We start from the raw sequence: 18,385 nt of genomic DNA on the forward strand, positions 1-18,385 counted from the left end.
TGCTCCGACCCTCCTTATTCAGCCGGGACCGTGGTGGCGAGGCTGGCCTCTTTGGCCGGCGCCCGCTTCACGGTCATCCACAGGTTATAGACCATCACGAGGCCCCCGGTGAGGTACAGAACCCCGCCCAGACCACGCACCACATACATCGGGAACTTGGCGGCCACGGTGTCGGCGAAAGAGTTCACCAGGAAGCCGTTGGCATCCACCTCGCGCCACATCAGGCCCTCCATGATGCCGGTCACCCACATCGACGCGGCGTAGAGCACGATGCCGATGGTCGCGAGCCAGAAGTGCCAGGACACCATCTGCAGGCTATAGAGGCGTTCACGCTTCCACAGCACCGGCACGAGGAAATAAAGCGCGCCAAAGGTGATCATGCCGTTCCAGCCCAGCGCACCCGAGTGCACGTGGCCGATGGTCCAGTCGGTGTAGTGCGACAGCGAGTTGACCGCGCGGATCGACATCATCGGCCCCTCGAAGGTGGACATGCCGTAGAAACCGACCGAGATCACCATCATCCGGATGACCGGATCGGTGCGCAGCTTGTCCCAGGCGCCCGACAGCGTCATCAGCCCGTTGATCATGCCGCCCCACGAGGGCATCCACAGCACGATCGAGAACACCATGCCCAGCGTCGAGGCCCAGTCGGGCAGCGCGGTATAGTGCAGGTGGTGCGGACCGGCCCAGATATAGATGAAGATCAGCGCCCAGAAGTGGATGATCGACAGCTTGTAGGAGAACACCGGGCGTTCGGCCTGTTTCGGGATGAAATAGTACATCATCCCCAGGAAGCCCGCGGTCAGGAAGAAGCCCACCGCGTTGTGGCCGTACCACCACTGGGTCATCGCATCCTGCACGCCCGACATCACCTGAACCGAGCGCGATCCCCAGATCGAGATCGGGATCGAGATGTTGTTGACCACATGCAGCATCGCCACGGTGACGATGAAGGACAGATAGAACCAGTTGGCCACATAGATATGCGGCTCTTTGCGCTTGATGATGGTGCCCAGAAAGGCGGCCAGATAGGCGACCCAGACGATGGTCAGCCACCAGTCGACGTACCACTCCGGCTCGGCGTATTCCTTGGACTGGGTGGCGCCCAGCAGATAGCCGGTCGCGGCCAGCACGATAAAGAGCTGATAGCCCCAGAACACGAACCAGCCCAGGTTGCCGCCCCAGAGCCGTGCCGCGCTGGTACGCTGCACCACATAGAAGGAGGTGGCGATCAGCGCGTTGCCGCCGAAGGCAAAGATCACCGCGCTGGTGTGCAGCGGGCGCAGGCGGCCGAAATTGCCAAAACCGCTCAGCCAGTCGAAGTTGAGCTGAGGAAAGGCGAGTTGGAAGGCGATGAACGTTCCGACCAGGAAACCGACCACGCCCCAGAAGGCGGTGGCGATCACCCCGGCGCGCACCACGCTGTCGAAATATTCATTTTGCGGAATCGCGGGCGTGGGATCGCCTGTCCTGCGCAATGTATAAAGAAACAGGCCACCGGCCACGAGCAGAATGATCGCTGCGTGCACCATATAGGCCAGGTCGCGCGCATAGTTGATCGCCATTGCCGAAAACAATGTGATCAGACCAAGCGCGATTAGCTTGAGTGTGTTTGACATGTCACGTCCCTTTTCCTTGTCCCGCGCGATTCTTCCGCCGCGCCAGACGGATTCAGACCGATGATGTCATGCCGGAGGGCTTATGCAATCGCTTTGATCTGCATCAAGACACCCTTGCCAATTCTATGACACGGATCGAAACTACCCGAAGGGCTTCGGGATCTGCCGGGGCCATATGAAAAGAGAACGAGGTTCCAATGGCTTACAAAACCCTGCTGACCGTATTGACCGACCCGAAAGTGTCGGATGCGGCATTGGCGCAGATTGTTGCGCTGGCCGAGGCGCAGGATGCTCATGCCGAAGCGCTTTGTCTGGGTGTGGACCGGACGCAGACCGGTTACTATTACGCTGGCGCCAATGCGATGATTCTACAGGAAACTCTGGAACGCGCCACCAAGGAGGCCGAGGCGACGCTGGCCTACGCCAAGGACAAGCTGGGCAAATCGGGGGTGCGTTGGTCGGCCGAGGACGGCGTCGCGCAGATCGCCGATCTGGGCCGGCATGTGGCCTATCGCGCGCGGTTCTCCGACCTTGTGGTGCTGCCGCGCCCCTATGGCGATGGCCATGGCGCCGAGGCAGAGCCGATCATCGAGGCCGCCCTGTTCGAAGGACGCGCCCCGGTTCTGGTCGTCCCGGACGAGGCGGCGCCGGTTGCCCAGCCCGGAACGATTCTGGTCGCATGGAACGAAAGCATCGAGGCGATGGCGGCAATCCGCAAGGCGCTGCCCTTCCTGACCAGGGCCGAACAGGTGCGCATCGTGGTGATCGACCCGCCGCAGCACGGGCCCGAACGGTCCGACCCCGGCGGCCTGCTTTCGCAGATGCTGTCGCGCCATGGCGTGAATTGCGAGATCGACGTGCTGAGCAAGACGATGACGCGGGTCTCGGACGTTCTGAACCGCCACGCCGCCGACACCGGCGCCGAAATGATCGTCATGGGCGCCTATGGCCATTCGCGGTTCCGCGAGGCGATCTTGGGCGGCGCCACCCGCAATATGCTGGAAAAGGCCAAGGTTCCGGTTTTCATGGCCCACTAGGCCCGCTCCGGGCCGGCGGTGTCGGGAGGCAGGGCAACAACGGATCGCCCCCTGACCGGATGAATTGCAGATCGCGCCGCTCCCAGGCGGCGCGATTTTTCATTGAATATCGGCCCCTCTTGCGGCGGAACCGCGCGCAGAATGACAGCAAGGCCATTGACTGCCCCGGTCACCGCCGGACCGGTCCGGTGTCAGTCGACAAAGGCCTCGAACTGGTCCTGCAGGCGACGCATATGCTGGATGCGCTTGGCGACCTGATCGCCCAGTTGCGCGATGACGTCGTCCAGAAGCAGATTGTTCAGCGTCGCAAAGGGGGCCTGAGAGTCCCAGAACAACTCGGCCTCGGTGTTCACCGCCAGCACGTCCTCGGTGAAATCATGCGCCCAGTAGCAATGGGTATCGCAGATGATCGCCAGGGCAATACCGGCTTCGGACGCGGCGCGGGCAAGCTGGAAACTGAGCCGAGTATAGCGGCGCATCTCGAACAGGATCAGCAGCTTGCCGTCCCCGCCAGAGGCGAAAAGCTCGCTGAAGGTGCCGCTCTTGTCTTGCAGAAACACCGCGTTGGGACGGATATAGTCCAACCTGCCGGCAAAATCCGACGCAATGCCACTGATGGTCTGAAACCCCGCGACAAAGACCGCCTCGGCGCTGCACAGCTGCCTGGCCACCCGGTGCCAGGTGGGGCTGTGCCGCAATTCATAAACCGCGACGGTGGCCTGCAGTTCCCGCTCGAGATTTCTGGCAAGCCGCGCATCCGCCGCCGGATCGGTGCGGATCCGGTCGAGCCGGTCCGAAACCAGCAGCGGCGTCGCCGCCAGATCCGCGCGCAGACGTTCTTTCAGGTCGCTCAACCCCTTGTACCCCAGCGTCCTGAGAAACCGGCTGACCGTCATCTGGCTGACGCCGACACTGTCGGCGATCGAGGCGGCGGTTTCGAACGGCAACTGCTGCATATGGGCCAGAAGATAGGTTGCGACCGCCTTCTCGGATCTGGTCAGATCCGGGAAGGCTTTGCGCAGGGTATCGGCTATCGGTTCGGTCATCGGCTCACGGTCACAACTCTGTCAAACCAAGGTTTGGCCTGTTCCAGCTGCGATGCCAAGCGGAACAGCAAAGCCTCGTCGCCGAAACGGGCACTGAACATCACCCCGATCGGCAGGTTGTCCGGCGACCAGTGAAGCGGCACCGACATGCTCGGTTGCCCGGTGATGTTGAAGAGCTGGGTGAAGGGACTGAATTCGGCAAGGGCGCGACCATAGGCCTCCAGATCCGGATTGTCGGTGCGCTGCGTTCCCAGGAGAACCGGCGGCCTAGCCAGCGTGGGGCTGAGAATCACGTCGTGGATCGCGTGGAATTCCGCCATCCGGCGTCCCTGCATGTGGATCTCCGACAGCGCGTCGGGATAGGCATCGACATCAAGCGTCGCGGCATGAGTGACGGCGTTCCAGGTCACCGGATCGACATCACCCTCCGACAGCGGCCGGCCCAGTTCCGCGGCGCGTTTCCTGAGCGTCGCCGAGACATTGCTGGACACCAGGGTCCAAAGCGCGGATCCCAAAGCCTCCCAATCGCCGGGCGGCTGCGCCTCTTCGACATCATGGCCCAGGTCCGCCAAAAGATGCGCGGCGGCCTCGGCGGCGCGGCTGCATTCGGGATCGACCGGGACACCGGACAGCGGGTGCCGCTGGAGCGCGATTCGCAGGCGGCCGGGCGGCTGGCCGATTTCCGAAAGATAGGGGCGCTCGACGGCGGGCGCGCAATAGGGATCGCCCGGAGCATAGCCCTGGGTGGCGTCCAGCAGCGCGGCGCTGTCGCGTACGCTGCGGGTCAGCACATGATTTACCGAAAGGCTGCCCCAGCCTTCGCCGGCATAGGGTCCGGCCGGCGTGCGGGCGCGGGTGGGTTTCAGCCCGAACAACCCGCAGCAGGAGGCCGGGATGCGGATCGAGCCGCCGCCGTCGCTGGCATGTGCCGCGGGAACAATGCCCGCGGCCACCGCCGCCGCCGCCCCGCCGGAGGAGCCCCCCGCGGTCCGGTCCAGCGCCCAGGGGTTTCGGGTGGTGCCGGTAAAGCCCCCCTCGGTCGAGGCCGCCAGCGCCATTTCCGGCGTCGTGGTCTTGCCGAAAATCACCAGCCCTGCCCGCTTATAACGGGCGGTCAGGGTCGAGTCCGCCTCAGCCGGCGGCTGATCCGCGTAAAACCGCGAGCCCTGGGTGGTCACGGTCCCCTTCAGCGTCGCGCCGATGTCCTTGAGCAGAAACGGCACCCCGGCAAAGGCCCCCTTTTCCGTGCCGTGGCAAAGCGCCTCGCGTCCATGATCGTAGAGCTTTTGCGACAGCGCATGCACAGCCGGGTCGGACGCCTCGGCCGCGACGATGGCGGTCTCCAGCAACTCCTCTGGCGTGACCTGCCCCGAGCGCACCAGATCTGCGAGTCCCAAGGCGTCGTGTTTACGGTATTCGAAATGCCCTATCATGTCCTGCCCTGTTTTCAGGTTTGTGCCTCACCAGACGGCATGGTCGGGCGTTTGGCCAAAAGTTTCCAAAATAACATTGCTTGACTTGATGTGATATGTCTACCATCAATATCGACATCGGCGCCGATAACGGCATGCCGATGTGACCATATCCAGCAACTCTCGGATCACACTTCAGGAGAGCGATAAATGAAAACGACAACACAACAGGGACTTCTCGGGCTCGCTTTCGCGGCGGGGCTGGGGGTGATGGCGGGGCTGCCGGGCGCGGCCCTTGCATCAGACGACACCATTATCTGGGGCAAGCCGGGCGAGATCACCGGGTTCGACGCCCATGTCGCGGGGACCGTGACCTCCTGGCAGATGTACCAGATGGTCTATGAAACCCTTCTGACCACCGACGACGCCATGGCGTTGCAGCCCGGTCTCGCCGAAAGCTGGGAGCAGACCTCGCCCACCAGCTATGTCTTCAGGATCCGCCCCGGCGCGACCTTCTCCAACGGCCGTCCGGTGGTCGCGGCCGATGTGATTGGCAGCCTGATGCGGATCAAGAATCCTGAAACCGCCTCCTACTGGACCGCGCAGCTTGGCACGATCGCCAAGATCGAGGCACCGGACGATCACACCGTGACGGTCGAGCTTGAGGCGCCGCACACCGCCTTTCTGGCCGCGTTGGCGCATATCACGGCGGCGATCCTGCCGATCAAGGAACTGGAAGACGGCAGCTTCGATCCGACCTCGCAACTGATGGGCTCGGGCCCCTTCATGGTGGCCGAGCACAAGCAGGACGAAAGCTGGACGCTGGCCAAAAACCCGCACTACTGGCGCAAGGACGCGGCCGCGCCCGGGACGCTGAGCGCGCCGATCATCCCCGACGATTCCGCCCGCATGGCGGCCCTGCGCGACGGGCGTATCGATTTCACCACCTTCAGCAATCCCGACGTGGCGCTGATGCTGTCGCGCGACAGCAACATCGAGGTGCTGCCGCAACAGACCACCAACTATTACCGCATGGACGTGAACGCGAAGAGCGAAGCCTCAGCGTTCCACGACAAGCGGGTGCGGCAGGCCTTCAACCTGGCGCTCGACCGGGATGCGATCAACAATCTGGTCTTCGCCGGCTCCACCACGGTGGATTACCCGGTGCCCGCCGCCTTTGGCAAATCGGCCTGCCAGAACGCCCCCACCTATGCGCTGTCGCGCGAAGACCGTCTGGCCAAGGCCAAGGCCTTGCTGGCCGAGGCCGGTACCACCGCGCCTGAGATCACCATCATGGCGACCTCCGCCGATCCGGTCTATGGCCGCATCGCCCAGGTCGCGCAGCAGAGCGTGGCCGAGGCCGGCTTTGTCGCCGACATCGTGCAGCCGCCGATGGCCGAATACCTCGACAAGGTCTTTACCAAGGGCGATTTCGACGTCTCGCTGTCCTGGCTGGCGGGCTACACCGACCCAACAATGGTGATTGCCTGGTGGAACCCGACCTTCGCCGTCTGGAACCAGTCCTTCCAAGAGGATGTGCCGGCGCTCGATACCGCCCTGGAAGAGGTGAAATCCCTGCCCGACGGCGAAATCCGCGACGCCAAGCTGGTCGAGATCTGTGACCTGATCGACGACGGCGCCAACCTGCTCGCGCTGGTCAGCCGCACCGATTACATCGCCTATCGCGCCGACAAGATCGAGGTGAAGGCGGCGAACCGGTCCGGGTCGTCGAACACGTTCCAGTTCATCTACGATTTCAAATCGCTGGATTGAACACAGGCAAGACAGCCGCGCGGATGGTCCCTGGTGACCGTTCGCGCGACACCTGCCTCCATACGGACTGAACCATGCGTATCCTTTTCTATTTCCTGCCAAAGCTGGCGGTCGCCGCCATCACCATGCTGGGGGTCTCGGCACTGGTGTTCCTGTCGCTGCGGATGATCCCGGGCGGCTATGCCGATGTGCTCCTTGGTCCCTTCGTGACGCCCGAGGCGCGCGAGGCGATCGCGGTGCGCTACGGCCTCGATCAGCCGCTGCTGATACAATATCTGAACTGGCTGGGGGCGCTGTTCCAGGGCGATCTGGGTGTTTCGATGGTGACCCGTGCCCCGGTGCTGGACGAGTTTCTCCGCCGCGCGCCTGTCACGCTTGAGCTGGCGCTGCTGGCTCTGATCGTCGCGCTCGCCGGCGGCCTGCCGCTGGGCATCCTTGCCGGCATCGCACCACCGGACCATCGGGGCGGACTGCTGGCGCGGCTGGTCGGAGCGCTGGGGGCCAGCGTTCCCGATTTCGTGCTGGGCAGCCTGCTGATCTTTGTCTTTTCGGTCTGGTCGCTGTGGCTGCGGGTCGGCGGCTATGTCGGCCCGATCGAGGATCCGGTTGGCAATCTGCGGGTCATGCTGCTGCCTGCGCTCACGCTGTCGCTGTTCGGCATCGCGTTGGTCCTGCGCACCACCCGCGATGCCGTGCTCCGGGTGATGACCGAGGGCCATATCACCACCGCGCTCGCGCGTGGCGAGAGGCCGATCGACATCGTCCGGCTGCACGTGCTGCGCAATGCCGCGATTCCGGTCGTCACGGTCGTCACGACCTATTTCGGTTTCCTGCTGGGCGGCGCCGTCGTCGTCGAGGTGCTGTTTTCGATCCCCGGCATCGGATTTTTCATCTTCAGCGGCCTTGAGAACCGCGACTATGCCATCGTGCAGGCCGGCGTGCTGATCGCCGCCGCGGTCTTTATCACCATCAACATGCTGGCCGATCTCGCCTATGCGCTGATCGACCCCCGGGTCGGAAGCGGACGGCACTGATGGCGGTCGCAAAAGGAATACCGTCAATGTTCTCAATTCTCTGGCGCCTGGACCGGCTGTCGCGCTTCGGTCTGGGTCTGCTGATCTTTCTCATTCTTCTGGGGCTGGTCGGCCCGCATCTGCCGCTGGGCGACCCGATGAGGATCGGCGCCGGTCCGCGCCTCACGCCGCCAAGCTGGCAGTTCCCCTTTGGCACCGACGAGCTGGGACGCTCGTTCCTGCCGCGGGTGGTCGACGGTATCCGCGCCACCTTTCTGTTGTCCGCGGTCGCGGTGATCATCACCGCTGTCATCGGCACGCTGCTGGGCATGGTCTCCGGGTTTTTCGGGGGCTTTGCCGATCAGCTGGTGGCGCGGGGCGCCGACATCCTGTTCGCCTTTCCGGCGATCCTGGCGGGCCTGCTGATCGCGGCGGTGATGGGGCCCGGACAGATTTCGGCGATCGCGGTGATCTCGGTGGCGACGCTGCCGCTGTTCATCCGGGTGGTGCGGGCGGTCACGCTGGGGCTGGCCTCGCGCGGGTTCATCGTCGCCGCGCAGGTGGCGGGCGCCTCGCCCTGGCGGGTAATGATGGTGCATATCCTGCCCAATATTATCGGCGCGGTGATCGTGCAGCTTACCTATGCGCTGTCGATCGGCATGATCATCGAAAGCGCGCTTAGCTTTCTCGGGCTGGGGGTGCAACCGCCCTATGCCTCGCTCGGTTCGCTGCTGCGACAGGGCAGCGCCTATCTGACCTTTGCGCCCTGGCTGGTGCTGAGCTCGGGCGCCGTGCTGTCGGCGGCGATCATGTCCGTCAACCTGACCGGCGATGCGGTGCGCGACGCGCTGGAGCCTTTGAAAGGGCGGTCTTTGACATGAGCCATATCGTAACCTGCGAAAATCTCGTGGTGACCTATCGGGCCTCGAACGGCCCGGTGCGGGCGCTGGATGGGGTGGATCTGACCATCTCCGAGGGCGAGACGCTTGCCATCGTCGGCGAAAGCGGCTCGGGCAAGAGCACGCTGGGCATGGCGATGGGCCGGCTGCTGCCCGCCGAGGCGGAACGGGAAGACGGCCGGATGGATGTCGCCGGCCAGCCGGTCTTTGACATCGCCGCGAACGATCTGCGCGAACTGCGCCGCGACCTGCTGGGGTTTGTGTTTCAGAACCCGATGGTGGCGCTCGATCCCACCATGCGGATCGGGCGGCAAATGCAGCGCGCCATGGGCCGCAGGGCGGGTTCGGAGGAAATCCATGCGCTGCTCGAACGGGCCGAACTGGACGACCCGGCGCGGGTGGCGAAAAGCTTTCCGCACCAGCTTTCCGGCGGCATGGCACAGCGCGTTGTGATTGCCATGGCGTCCGCCCGCACGCCGCGCCTGCTGATCGCGGACGAGCCGACCGCATCGCTGGATGCCTCGATCCGGGACAAGGTGATGGGCACGCTCTGCCGGCTGCGCGCGGAAAGCGGCGCCAGCCTTGTGATCCTGTCGCATGACGTCCACATGATCGCCCGCCATGCCGACCGTGTAGCTGTGATGTATGGTGGCCGTATCGTCGAGCAGGGGCCAACCGGTCGGGTGCTGGACGCCCCTGTCCACCCCTATACCCGCGCGCTGCTGAAGGCGGCGGCGGGACATGAGAAGCCCGGCGACTGGCTGACACCGATCCCGGGCACCCCGCCGCTGCTGAGCGCGCGCTGCGCCGCCTGTTCGTTTGAGCCGCGGTGTACGGTTTCGGAGGAAAACTGTCATACGACCCGGCCTGAACCGCGTGAGGTCGAGGGACGCGAGGTGCTCTGTCTACTGGCCGGAACGCAAACCGAGCCGAAGGAGGCCGCGCGATGACTGCTCCCCTCACCCCCGTAGTCGATCTGGACCGCATCGTTGTCACCTATGGCGGCGGCCCGTTCCGCCGCGACGGCTTTCAGGCGGTCAAGGGGATCAGCCTGCAGATCGCCCCCGGCGAAACCGTCGGGCTGGTCGGCGAGAGCGGATCGGGCAAGACCACGCTGGGCCGGGTCTGCCTCGGCCTGCAGCCCCCCAGCGCGGGCGAGATGCGGTTCTGCGGCGAGGCCTTCGGCGCCCTGCGCCAACGGCGCGGCCAGCTCTCAGTGGTGCTGCAACACCCCGAGTGGGCGCTGAACCCGCGGCTCAAATGCGGCCGCTCTGTGGAGGAACCGCTGGTGGTTCTCGGCACCCCGGCAGAGGAGCGGCGGGCGCGGGTGGCGGCGATGCTGGAGAACGTCGGCCTCGGCGCCAGCTTTGCCGAGCGGTTCCCGGGCCAGCTCTCCGGCGGTCAGCGTCAGCGCGTGGCCATTGCCCGGGCCCTGATCACCGAGCCGCGCTTCATCGTCTTCGACGAGGCGGTCAGCGCCCTTGACGTTTCGGTACAGGCGCAGGTGCTGAACCTTGTCCGGGAGTTGCAGGATCAGCACGGGTTCGGGGCGCTGTTCATCTCCCATGATCTGGCCGCGACGCGCTACATCAGTCACCGGATCGCGGTGATGTATCAGGGTGAGTTCGTCGAGGTGGCGGAGGCGGCGCGGTTCTATGGCGAGCCGGAGCATCCCTACAGCAGAAAACTCATGGCGGCGATCGGATGAGGTGGGCTCTGGGTGTCGCGCTCGCTCTGGCCCTGGGGGCCGGGACCGGGGCCCGCGCGGCGGATGAGCTGCAACGAACCTGGGACGCCGCCTGGGTCTTTGCCCCGGCGGAGGGGGCAGCGGGCTATGCGCGGCTGAGCGCGGCGGAACTGGCGGAACACCTCGCGGCCGCTTCCCCCCGCGCGGTGGTGGTCTATGCCCATGGCTGCGACGGGCTGTCGGAGATCTCGGCCGCCACCGGTCGGTTTCTGGCGCAGGCCGGGGTGCTGACGGTGGCGCCCGACAGCTTCGCCCGGACGAACAAGCCGAAAAGCTGCGATCCCGGCATCCCGCGCGGCGGGCTGCACCGCGCCGTCCTCGGCTGGCGTCAGGCCGAGATGCGCTTTGCCGCCGAGCGTCTGCGCGCGCTCGCCCCCGACCTGCCGCTGATCCTGATGGGCCAGTCCGAGGGCGGTATCACCACGGCAACCATCCCGGCTATCGGCGCTGACGGCCGGGTGATCGAGGGCTGGACCTGTCACGCCGGATGGCCCGAGTATCGCGGACTCAACGCCCCCGAGGGCCAGCCCGTCCTGAGCCTGGTGGGCGCGGATGATCCCTGGTTTCGCGCGCCCGTCCTGCACGGCGAGTGCGGCGCCTTCATGCAGGGGCCGGAACAACGCGCGATCGTCTACCGCGCGCCCTCGCATCTGGCGGGCAAACATTGGCTCTCATCGGATCGTGACGTACAGAAGACAATCCTCGATTTCATCCTGACCATCGCAAATGATACCAAGAAAAACAGGGGGCACTGACATGATGACAGACAAGATCGCCGAGGCGCTGAACGCGGCCGTTGACGAAGGTTTTGACGCGCAGGTGGGGCTGACCGCCGATCTGGTGCGCTTCCCCTCCACCCGGGGCAATGAGGCCACCGCGCAGGATTTCATGGCGGATCAGATGCGCCGGCGGGACCTCTCGGTCGACCGCTTTCTAATCGATCTGGACGAGATCCGGCACCTGCCCGGTTTCTCGCCGGCGCATGTGAACTATGACAATGCCTGGAACGTGGTCGGCACCTATCGGGCCGAAACGCCAAGGGGACGCTCGGTCATTCTGAACGGTCATATCGACGTGGTGCCCGCCGGCCCGCTCGACATGTGGACGACACCGCCGTTCGAGCCGCGCATCGACGGCGACTGGCTCTTTGGCCGGGGCGGCGGCGACATGAAGGCGGGACAGGTGGCCTGTCTGGCGGCGCTGGATGCCATCGGGCGGGCCGGGTTCAGACCGACCGCCGACATTATCGTACAAAGCGTGGTCGAGGAGGAATGCACCGGCAATGGCGCGCTGGCCTGTCTGGCGCGCGGATACCGCGCCGACGCGGTGCTGATCCCCGAACCGCTGCATGATTGCCTGATCCGCGCCCAACTGGGGGTGATCTGGTTCCGGGTCACGGTGCGCGGCGTACCTGTCCACGCCTCCGACGCCACCACAGGCGCCAATGCAATCGACGCGGCCTATGGTGTGATGCAGGCGCTGCGCGGGCTCGAGGCACGGTGGAACGACAACAAGGCGGACCATGCCCACTACCGCGACGTCGACCATCCGATCAACCTGAACGTCGGGCGGATCGAGGGCGGCGACTGGGCCTCCAGCGTGCCGGCCTGGTGCAGCTTCGAGGTCCGGGTCGCCATCTATCCCGGGCAGAGCATCGCGGCGGCCAAACGCGAGATCGAGGAAACCGTTCTTGACGCCGCGCGCGGCAACGCGTTCCTGCGCAACAGCCCGCCCGAGGTGACCTATCATGGCTTCGAGGCCGAGGGATATGTTCTGACCGATGCACAGGAACCGGTTGGCGTGCTGGCCGGGGCGCATCGCGCGGTGTTCGGAACCGAGTTGGAAGAGGTCTCCTCCACCGCCACCACCGATGCGCGGTTCTTCGGGCTATATGGCGGGATGCCGGCGCTGGTCTACGGGCCGGTGGCGGACTCGATCCATGGGTTCGATGAACGCGTCAGCCTGCCCTCGCTGCGAAAGATCACAAAGGCGATGACGCTCTTCATCGCCGATTGGTGTGGTCTGGAACCGGCGTCCTGAGGCGGGCGTGACGACATCGCCGGAGGGGCCTGAAATGACCTCTCCGCCGTTCACACGGTACGCAAACGCCGGAATGCGGCCCCTCCTCCGCACGCTTTGCGCACCCGCAAGGCGTGGCGAAATGGGCCTGGCTGCACCCTCAAGGGCAGTTGCGGCCCCGATAGGCATTCGAGAGTTATTCTTTGGAATGGTCTATTTCGAGGCCGAGGGCCGGGTCATCGCATGGGCCGGCGCCCTGACCTCTGTTGCCGCTGTTTCCGCAGCACGCCACGCGAACACGACTTATGTGTCGCCCATCTTGCTCAGAATGCTCTCGGCATTGATGATGGACTGCGCGATTTCGGTTGTCGTCGTTCGCTTGGTCATCGCCTGCTTTCGGATCAGGTCATAAGCGTCACGCTCGGTAATGCCGCGATGTCGCATCAGGATGAATTTCGCGTCATTCACCTTTTGCACGTTATCCAGCTTCTCGCGAACTTTCTTCAGCTCTTTTTTGAAGCGCTGTTGCTCCTGTTGGTACCGCCGGGCCATCAGCATGCTGCTGAGGACCCCGGCGGCGCGGACCGGCTTTGTAAGGACCGCGTGGGCGCCGATTTCGAAAATGACATCCAGAACAGACGGGTTTTCATAGCCAATGATCGCTATGATCGTCGGCTCTTTCTCGTTGCTGTTGAGAAAAGACGTCAACCGTTGGGCGCTTTGGTCCGTGACATCCAGGAAAACCAGATCAAACTTGTCGGGCAAGGTCTTGGGCAACGGCCACATGTGATCGAAATTGCAGCCAATCCGGTTTACCTGCTGCAACAGTTCGTCAGCGCTTCTGTCCCGCGGATGGACGACCAGCGCATGAAGGTCTCGAAGATCCTGAATCGGATCACTCATTTCTGCGCCCGGTTCCACCCACCTTCAGCGTGCGGAAACTCCAATCGTGAATGGCGGGGAAGACTAGGTAAGGATCGGGTTTGATGGCGCGTCGCACTTTTGCCTGTATGACGAATTCGCCGGCGTCATTCACCTTGGCGATGCACGACCGGAGATAGGTGTGATTGTTGTCCGGATCGATCTTGATCAGACCCTGAGGCGCGTCAAAGCTGGCGCCCAGCAAGACTTCGCGCAGGCTTTCTGTGTCGATCTCTCCGGTTTCCTCAAGCGCGGCGGCAAACAGGTGAACCTGGCTGTACGCGGCCTCGCACCCGCTTGTCACATCGACGGTCGAGCCGAACTTGGCCTGATATGCCTTGAGAAAGCTGCGGTTCGCAGGAGAATTGATCGAGCGGAAATATGGCGCGGCGGTAATGTGGCCAGCAGAAGCTTCGCAACCTATGGCGTCTATCTCCCCTTCATTCATCGTGAGGCTGGCGATGGGACACTTCCGACCGTCCCCGCCTGCGGCATGATAGGCCTTATAGAACTCGATACATCCCTGCCCGACAACCGTCGAAAAAATCACATCCGGTTTTTTGTCCATGATGTCGTCGATCACCTGCGAAAAATCCGCTTGTCCGGCCTCGAGGTCGAAGTAGACCTCGCCCAGCACTTCGCCGCCGCCCTGGCGCAGCACGTTGCGCATCACGCGGTTGGATTCCCTGGGGTAAATGTAGTCGGAGCCGACGAAGTAAAACCGGTTCCCGTAGGCGTTCATAAGGTAGTTCGCCAAGGGCACACTGTTCTGGTTCGGACATGCGCCGCCATAGATGACATTCGGAGAATATTCGAAGCCCTCATAAAGGGTCGGGTAGAAGAACAGGGCATTGCGGCGTTCAACCACCGGGAGAACCTCTTTGCGCGAAGAAGACATGTAGCACCCGAAAATCACGCCGATCTTGTCTTCGACGATCATTTTCTCGGCCAGTTCCCCGTAATTTCGTGTCACCGACGCCGGATCGTATGACACAGGCTCGATCGGGCGGCCGCGCACACCGCCTTTCGCGTTGATCTGGTCAATGGCCAACAATGCCCCGTTCAACTGCGATCGCTCGATGATCGACGTCACCCCGGTTTCCGAGAAAAGCAGGCCGATTTTCCAACTCTTCAAAGATCTATTCCTTTTTCGAAGCCTGCCGAAATGAAACGGCATTATTTCGGCATTGAGCCGAGAGTTTCACAATCGCGCTTCCTTCCGGAGGGGAGAAATCACCCTGGTCGCCCAGAAGGTAACCGGCGAGAGGAAACTCAAGATGGCGACGCATCGAGCGGCGCAGCCCGCGCGCCCCGAACCGCTTATCATAGCCCTTCAATGCGATGAAGTCCCTGACATCCGAAGATATCTCAAGCCAGAGACCGTGTTTCTTCAGCCGCCTGTTCAGGCGCTGCAACTCCACATCGACAAGATCCGGCATCCTGCTGCTGTCGATCCAGTTGAACGTATCAATGTGATCTATCCGATTGACCAGTTCCGGAGGAAACCTCTCGAGCAACGCCCGCATGACGATTTCATGTGCGCGTTCGCTTCGCTTTTTTCCTCCTTGCGACATCCGGGACCAAAGCCCCCGAAGCCCCGATGCGCGCTCATCCAGCATCATCAGCTCGCGCGCGCCAAGGTTGGACGACATGAAAATCAGGCTGTTCCTGAACGAATATGTACGTTCCCCGGACGCGACGGTCAGCAGACCGTTGTCGAAGACGTTCATGAGAGCCAGGACAACTTCGTTGCTGGCCTTTTCCAATTCGTCGAAAAGCACCAGACCCGGAAGGTTTCGCGTTCCCTCGATCTTTTCCTGATCCAGGATGGTGGTGCCCTCCTTGGACCCTACGTATCCCGGCGGTGCGCCCGTGATCGCGGCGGCATAGTGTTCCTGCGAGAGCGTATTCATATCGACCCGGCAAAAGGCATCCGCGTCGCCATACATGGCACGCGCAATCGTGCGGACAGTTTCCGTCTTGCCGACGCCGGTCGGCCCGCAGAACAGAACCGAGGCCAGCGGTTTGCGCGGATCGCCTATATCGACCCGGACAACCTTGAGAATCTCCAGTACCTGCTCGATTGCCTCGTCCTGCCCGATGATGGATGCGCGCAGTTCGTCTTCTATTTTCTGAAGGTCGAAGGAAAAGCGCGATGCGAGCGCCTGCACCGGGCTGGTCCGGTCGCCGATCTGCGCCGCGCCCCCGGAGTTTTCATCTGCAAGCGCCGCGGCAAGCTTGTCCTGCCGCTGCCTGTCATGCATCCGATCCGTCAAGAAAGGCATGTGTTCTCCTGCCATTTAGGGTGGACCGGGGCGGTTGCGAACGGCCGCCCCGATCCGTTGCGCCAATTCAGTCGGCTTCTTTTTCCTTGGCACCGGTCGGAAGGCCTCCGACCGGACAGCATGCGACGCCGATGGTCGTGCGGGTGAACGACTCGACCTGTTCGCGGGTCTTCTCGGCATCGTTGACCCAGTTGCGGTAGAACTCGAACGGGCACTCTGCCACGCCCTTGTCGCCGTCGCCGGAGGCATGGATGCCGGTGTAGCCGCGATGGAGCAGCTTGAAGAGGTGGTTCTGCGACTGGTCGTTCGCGCGCGCATCGCGGATTTCGGGGATCGAAAGCTGGGCATACTGAATGCCCATTTCCTCTTCGCCGCACTCACCAAGCGTGCGTCCATCGAACCCGATGATCGCCGAGTGGCCGAAGTAGCTGTAGACACCGTCGAACCCGGCCGCGTTGGAAACCGCGACATAGCTGTTATTGGCCCAGGCCATCGCCTTGGCCATGATGACCTGCTGCTCCTTGGCCGGATACATGTAGCCCTGGCAGCGCACGATGAGTTCCGCCCCCTTCATCGCGCAGTCGCGCCAGATCTCGGGATAGTTGCCGTCATCGCAGATAATCAGGCTGACCTTGAGCCCTTTCGGCCCCTCGACGACATAGGTCTGATCGCCGGGATACCATCCTTCGATCGGGTTCCAGGGCAGGATCTTGCGATACTTCTGAACGATTTCACCCTTGTTGTTCATAAGGATAAGGGTGTTGTACGGGGTCTTCTTCGGGTGTTCCTCGTGGCGTTCACCGGTCAGGGAAAACACCCCCCAGGTATTGGCCTTCCGGCAAGCCCGCGCAAAAACCTCGGTTTCATCACCCGGGATATTTGCGGCCGTTTCCATCATCTCGTCGGGGTCGTACATGATCCCCTGCGTGCTGTATTCGGGGAAAACGACCAGATCCATGCCCGGAAGCCCCTGCTTCATGCCGATGATCATCTCGCCAATCTTCTCGGCGTTTTCCATGACCTCGGCCTTGGTATGCAACCGGGGCATCTTGTAGTTCACGACCGCAACGCCAACCGTGCTGTCGCTGCTTGAAATATCACCATGTCTCATGTTTTTTCCTTTCCCGTTGGGTTGATTGGTGAAGTGTCCTGATCCGTCAGAAGGTCAGGTGTTTTTCGACGAGGTCGTCGGTCAGCTCATCCGATTTTCCGGTCAGTACGACCCGGCCCTTGTCGAGCAGCAGGAAACGGTCCGACGCCGATCTTGCGAACGGCACGTTTTGCTCGACAAGAATAATACCCAGCCCGCGTTCCCGGTTGAGCCAGACGATCGCATCCTCGATCTGCTTGACGATGTTCGGCTGAATGCCCTCCGTTGGCTCGTCGAGGATGAGAATCTTGGGGTCCATCGCAAGCGCACGCGCAATGGCCAGTTGTTGCTGTTGACCGCCGGACAAATCGCCCCCGCGGCGCGAGATGAATTCCTTCAGGATCGGGAACATGTCGAACAGGTAATCGGGAATGTCCCGCTTGCCGTCCGGCCGCGCGAATGTGCCCATCAGGATGTTTTCACGCACCGTGAACTGAGGGATGATTTCCCGCCCCTGCGGGATATAGCCGATCCCCAGCCGCGATCGCTGCGGTGTGGAAAGGCTCAGGATCTCCCGCTCACCGAAGGCAAGACCGCCGTCGCACCGGTCGGTCAAACCCATGATCGATTTCAGCAGTGTCGTCTTGCCAACGCCATTGCGCCCCAAGACCGCAAGGAACTCACCCTGTTCGAGATCGAATGAAACGCCCTGAAGAACCGGGCTTGTGCCGTAGTAGGAATACAGCTCTCTCGCTTTCATGTTTTCCATGTTCAGTGCCCCAGATACGCTGTCTTGACGTCTTCATTGGCTTCGATTTCTTCGATCGAGCCTTCGGCCAGCATCGCCCCGCGGTTCATCACGATGATCCGGTCGGCCACGGTGCGCACAAAGGACATGTCGTGCTCGACGACTATCAGCGTGTGGCTGTCGCTGAGTGATCGAAAGATTTTGGCGGTGCGTTCCGTTTCCTGGATGGTCATGCCCGCGGTCGGCTCATCCATGAGGATCAATTTGCTGTCCTGCGCGATCAGCATGGCTATCTCGAGCCACTGGGTCTCGCCGTGCGACAGGTTTCCGGCCAACTCGGCCCTCTTGGCGCCGAGATGCACCCGGTCCAGGATCGCTGCGCTCTCGCGGGCGTCAGTCAGGGAAAGCCGGGTGAGCGCGCTCCACATCCCCGGCCGTCTGGACCGGGCGACGGACAGGTTTTCATCGACCGTCAGGTTCTTGTACACCGAAGGCACCTGGAATTTGCGGCCAATTCCCAGCCGGGCCCGGCGAAACTCGAGCATCTGTGAAATCTCGACGCCATTCAGTTGAATGGACCCGGCGGTTGGCTGTGTCTTTCCGCAGATCAGGTCCAGCGTCGTGGACTTGCCCGCACCATTTGGGCCAAGCAAGCAAAGGATTTCACCCTCTTGCACCGAGAAGCTGAGGCCATCCACGGCACGAAGCCCGCCGAATTCCACTTGCAGATCGGTAACTTGCAGTTGTTCCATGAGTTCTGCTCCTGCCTTGTACGG

The 18,385-nt window shown here is 62.9% G+C and carries 17 protein-coding genes; 8 read left to right on the forward strand and 9 right to left on the reverse strand.

Annotation, left to right across the window (positions count from 1 at the left end; translation table 11 throughout):
* Positions 1-14 precede the first annotated feature (14 nt).
* A complete protein-coding gene (ccoN, locus tag E1832_RS22085; protein ID WP_133361943.1) occupies positions 15-1,619 on the reverse strand; it encodes a cytochrome-c oxidase, cbb3-type subunit I in 1,605 nt (534 codons plus the stop codon).
* 197 nt (positions 1,620-1,816) lie between these two features.
* On the opposite strand from ccoN, the gene E1832_RS22090 reads away from it, so the two are divergent.
* Entirely contained in the window at positions 1,817-2,656 is an 840-nt protein-coding gene (locus E1832_RS22090) for a universal stress protein (protein ID WP_133361944.1), read from the forward strand.
* Between the two features lie 191 nt (positions 2,657-2,847).
* Here E1832_RS22090 and E1832_RS22095 read toward each other — a convergent pair whose 3' ends face one another.
* Both E1832_RS22095 and E1832_RS22100 read right to left on the reverse strand, forming a co-directional pair.
* Positions 2,848-3,702, reverse strand: a complete 855-nt coding sequence (locus E1832_RS22095; protein WP_133361945.1) for a MurR/RpiR family transcriptional regulator — start codon at positions 3,700-3,702, stop codon at positions 2,848-2,850.
* Positions 3,699-5,099 carry an amidase gene (locus tag E1832_RS22100; RefSeq protein WP_206021092.1) on the reverse strand — a complete coding sequence of 467 codons (1,401 nt, stop codon included), beginning with the start codon at positions 5,097-5,099 and terminating at the stop codon, positions 3,699-3,701. Before E1832_RS22100 ends, E1832_RS22095 begins: the two co-directional genes overlap by 4 nt.
* Positions 5,100-5,324: 225 nt before the next feature.
* On the opposite strand from E1832_RS22100, the gene E1832_RS22105 reads away from it, so the two are divergent.
* The 7 genes from E1832_RS22105 (at position 5,325) to E1832_RS22135 (ending at position 12,586) form a co-directional block, all read left to right on the forward strand.
* Entirely contained in the window at positions 5,325-6,887 is a 1,563-nt protein-coding gene (locus E1832_RS22105) for an ABC transporter substrate-binding protein (RefSeq protein WP_133361947.1), read from the forward strand.
* Positions 6,888-6,961: 74 nt separating this feature from the next.
* Positions 6,962-7,921 (forward strand): ABC transporter permease, encoded by a 960-nt coding sequence (locus E1832_RS22110; protein ID WP_133361948.1) that lies wholly within the window; start codon positions 6,962-6,964, stop codon positions 7,919-7,921.
* A 26-nt stretch (positions 7,922-7,947) separates the two neighbouring features.
* On the forward strand, positions 7,948-8,781 hold the full coding sequence (locus E1832_RS22115) for an ABC transporter permease (protein WP_133361949.1): 834 nt from the start codon (positions 7,948-7,950) through the stop codon (positions 8,779-8,781).
* Complete coding sequence (locus E1832_RS22120; protein WP_133361950.1) at positions 8,778-9,749, forward strand: ABC transporter ATP-binding protein; 972 nt, start codon at positions 8,778-8,780, stop codon at positions 9,747-9,749. Before E1832_RS22115 ends, E1832_RS22120 begins: the two co-directional genes overlap by 4 nt.
* Positions 9,746-10,507, forward strand: coding sequence for an ABC transporter ATP-binding protein (locus E1832_RS22125; protein ID WP_133361951.1), 762 nt, complete (start codon positions 9,746-9,748; stop codon positions 10,505-10,507). The genes E1832_RS22120 and E1832_RS22125 overlap by 4 nt, the downstream gene beginning before the upstream one ends.
* Positions 10,504-11,301 carry a dienelactone hydrolase family protein gene (locus E1832_RS22130; protein ID WP_133361952.1) on the forward strand — a complete coding sequence of 266 codons (798 nt, stop codon included), beginning with the start codon at positions 10,504-10,506 and terminating at the stop codon, positions 11,299-11,301. Before E1832_RS22125 ends, E1832_RS22130 begins: the two co-directional genes overlap by 4 nt.
* 1 nt (position 11,302) lies before the next feature.
* Complete coding sequence (locus E1832_RS22135) at positions 11,303-12,586, forward strand: ArgE/DapE family deacylase (protein WP_133361953.1); 1,284 nt, start codon at positions 11,303-11,305, stop codon at positions 12,584-12,586.
* Positions 12,587-12,868: 282 nt separating this feature from the next.
* Here E1832_RS22135 and E1832_RS22140 read toward each other — a convergent pair whose 3' ends face one another.
* The 6 genes from E1832_RS22140 to E1832_RS22165 form a co-directional block, all read right to left on the reverse strand.
* Positions 12,869-13,468, reverse strand: a complete 600-nt coding sequence (locus tag E1832_RS22140) for an ANTAR domain-containing response regulator (RefSeq protein ID WP_245514084.1) — start codon at positions 13,466-13,468, stop codon at positions 12,869-12,871.
* Entirely contained in the window at positions 13,461-14,621 is a 1,161-nt protein-coding gene (locus tag E1832_RS22145; protein ID WP_245514085.1) for a transporter substrate-binding domain-containing protein, read from the reverse strand. The genes E1832_RS22140 and E1832_RS22145 overlap by 8 nt, the downstream gene beginning before the upstream one ends.
* 4 nt (positions 14,622-14,625) lie before the next feature.
* Positions 14,626-15,771, reverse strand: coding sequence for an AAA family ATPase (locus E1832_RS22150; protein ID WP_133361955.1), 1,146 nt, complete (start codon positions 15,769-15,771; stop codon positions 14,626-14,628).
* 67 nt (positions 15,772-15,838) lie between these two features.
* A complete protein-coding gene (locus E1832_RS22155; protein ID WP_133361956.1) occupies positions 15,839-16,882 on the reverse strand; it encodes an aliphatic amidase in 1,044 nt (347 codons plus the stop codon).
* Between the two features lie 46 nt (positions 16,883-16,928).
* A complete protein-coding gene (urtE, locus tag E1832_RS22160) occupies positions 16,929-17,630 on the reverse strand; it encodes an urea ABC transporter ATP-binding subunit UrtE (protein WP_133361957.1) in 702 nt (233 codons plus the stop codon).
* 2 nt (positions 17,631-17,632) lie between these two features.
* A complete protein-coding gene (locus E1832_RS22165) occupies positions 17,633-18,361 on the reverse strand; it encodes an ABC transporter ATP-binding protein (protein ID WP_165978952.1) in 729 nt (242 codons plus the stop codon).
* Between the last annotated feature and the right edge of the window lie 24 nt (positions 18,362-18,385).

It is taken from the genome of Antarcticimicrobium luteum (assembly GCF_004358185.1).
GTDB classification, from domain to species: domain Bacteria; phylum Pseudomonadota; class Alphaproteobacteria; order Rhodobacterales; family Rhodobacteraceae; genus Antarcticimicrobium; species Antarcticimicrobium luteum.

Coding starts and splice junctions, on each gene's coding strand:
- ccoN (WP_133361943.1), bottom strand. CDS start 1,619: ATGTCAAACACACTCAAGCTAATCGCGCTTGGTCTGATCACATTGTTT.
- E1832_RS22090 (WP_133361944.1), top strand. CDS start 1,817: ATGGCTTACAAAACCCTGCTGACCGTATTGACCGACCCGAAAGTGTCG.
- E1832_RS22095 (WP_133361945.1), bottom strand. CDS start 3,702: ATGACCGAACCGATAGCCGATACCCTGCGCAAAGCCTTCCCGGATCTG.
- E1832_RS22105 (WP_133361947.1), top strand. CDS start 5,325: ATGAAAACGACAACACAACAGGGACTTCTCGGGCTCGCTTTCGCGGCG.
- E1832_RS22110 (WP_133361948.1), top strand. CDS start 6,962: ATGCGTATCCTTTTCTATTTCCTGCCAAAGCTGGCGGTCGCCGCCATC.
- E1832_RS22115 (WP_133361949.1), top strand. CDS start 7,948: ATGTTCTCAATTCTCTGGCGCCTGGACCGGCTGTCGCGCTTCGGTCTG.
- E1832_RS22120 (WP_133361950.1), top strand. CDS start 8,778: ATGAGCCATATCGTAACCTGCGAAAATCTCGTGGTGACCTATCGGGCC.
- E1832_RS22125 (WP_133361951.1), top strand. CDS start 9,746: ATGACTGCTCCCCTCACCCCCGTAGTCGATCTGGACCGCATCGTTGTC.
- E1832_RS22130 (WP_133361952.1), top strand. CDS start 10,504: ATGAGGTGGGCTCTGGGTGTCGCGCTCGCTCTGGCCCTGGGGGCCGGG.
- E1832_RS22135 (WP_133361953.1), top strand. CDS start 11,303: ATGATGACAGACAAGATCGCCGAGGCGCTGAACGCGGCCGTTGACGAA.
- E1832_RS22140 (WP_245514084.1), bottom strand. CDS start 13,468: ATGAGTGATCCGATTCAGGATCTTCGAGACCTTCATGCGCTGGTCGTC.
- E1832_RS22150 (WP_133361955.1), bottom strand. CDS start 15,771: ATGCCTTTCTTGACGGATCGGATGCATGACAGGCAGCGGCAGGACAAG.
- E1832_RS22155 (WP_133361956.1), bottom strand. CDS start 16,882: ATGAGACATGGTGATATTTCAAGCAGCGACAGCACGGTTGGCGTTGCG.
- urtE (WP_133361957.1), bottom strand. CDS start 17,630: ATGGAAAACATGAAAGCGAGAGAGCTGTATTCCTACTACGGCACAAGC.
- E1832_RS22165 (WP_165978952.1), bottom strand. CDS start 18,361: ATGGAACAACTGCAAGTTACCGATCTGCAAGTGGAATTCGGCGGGCTT.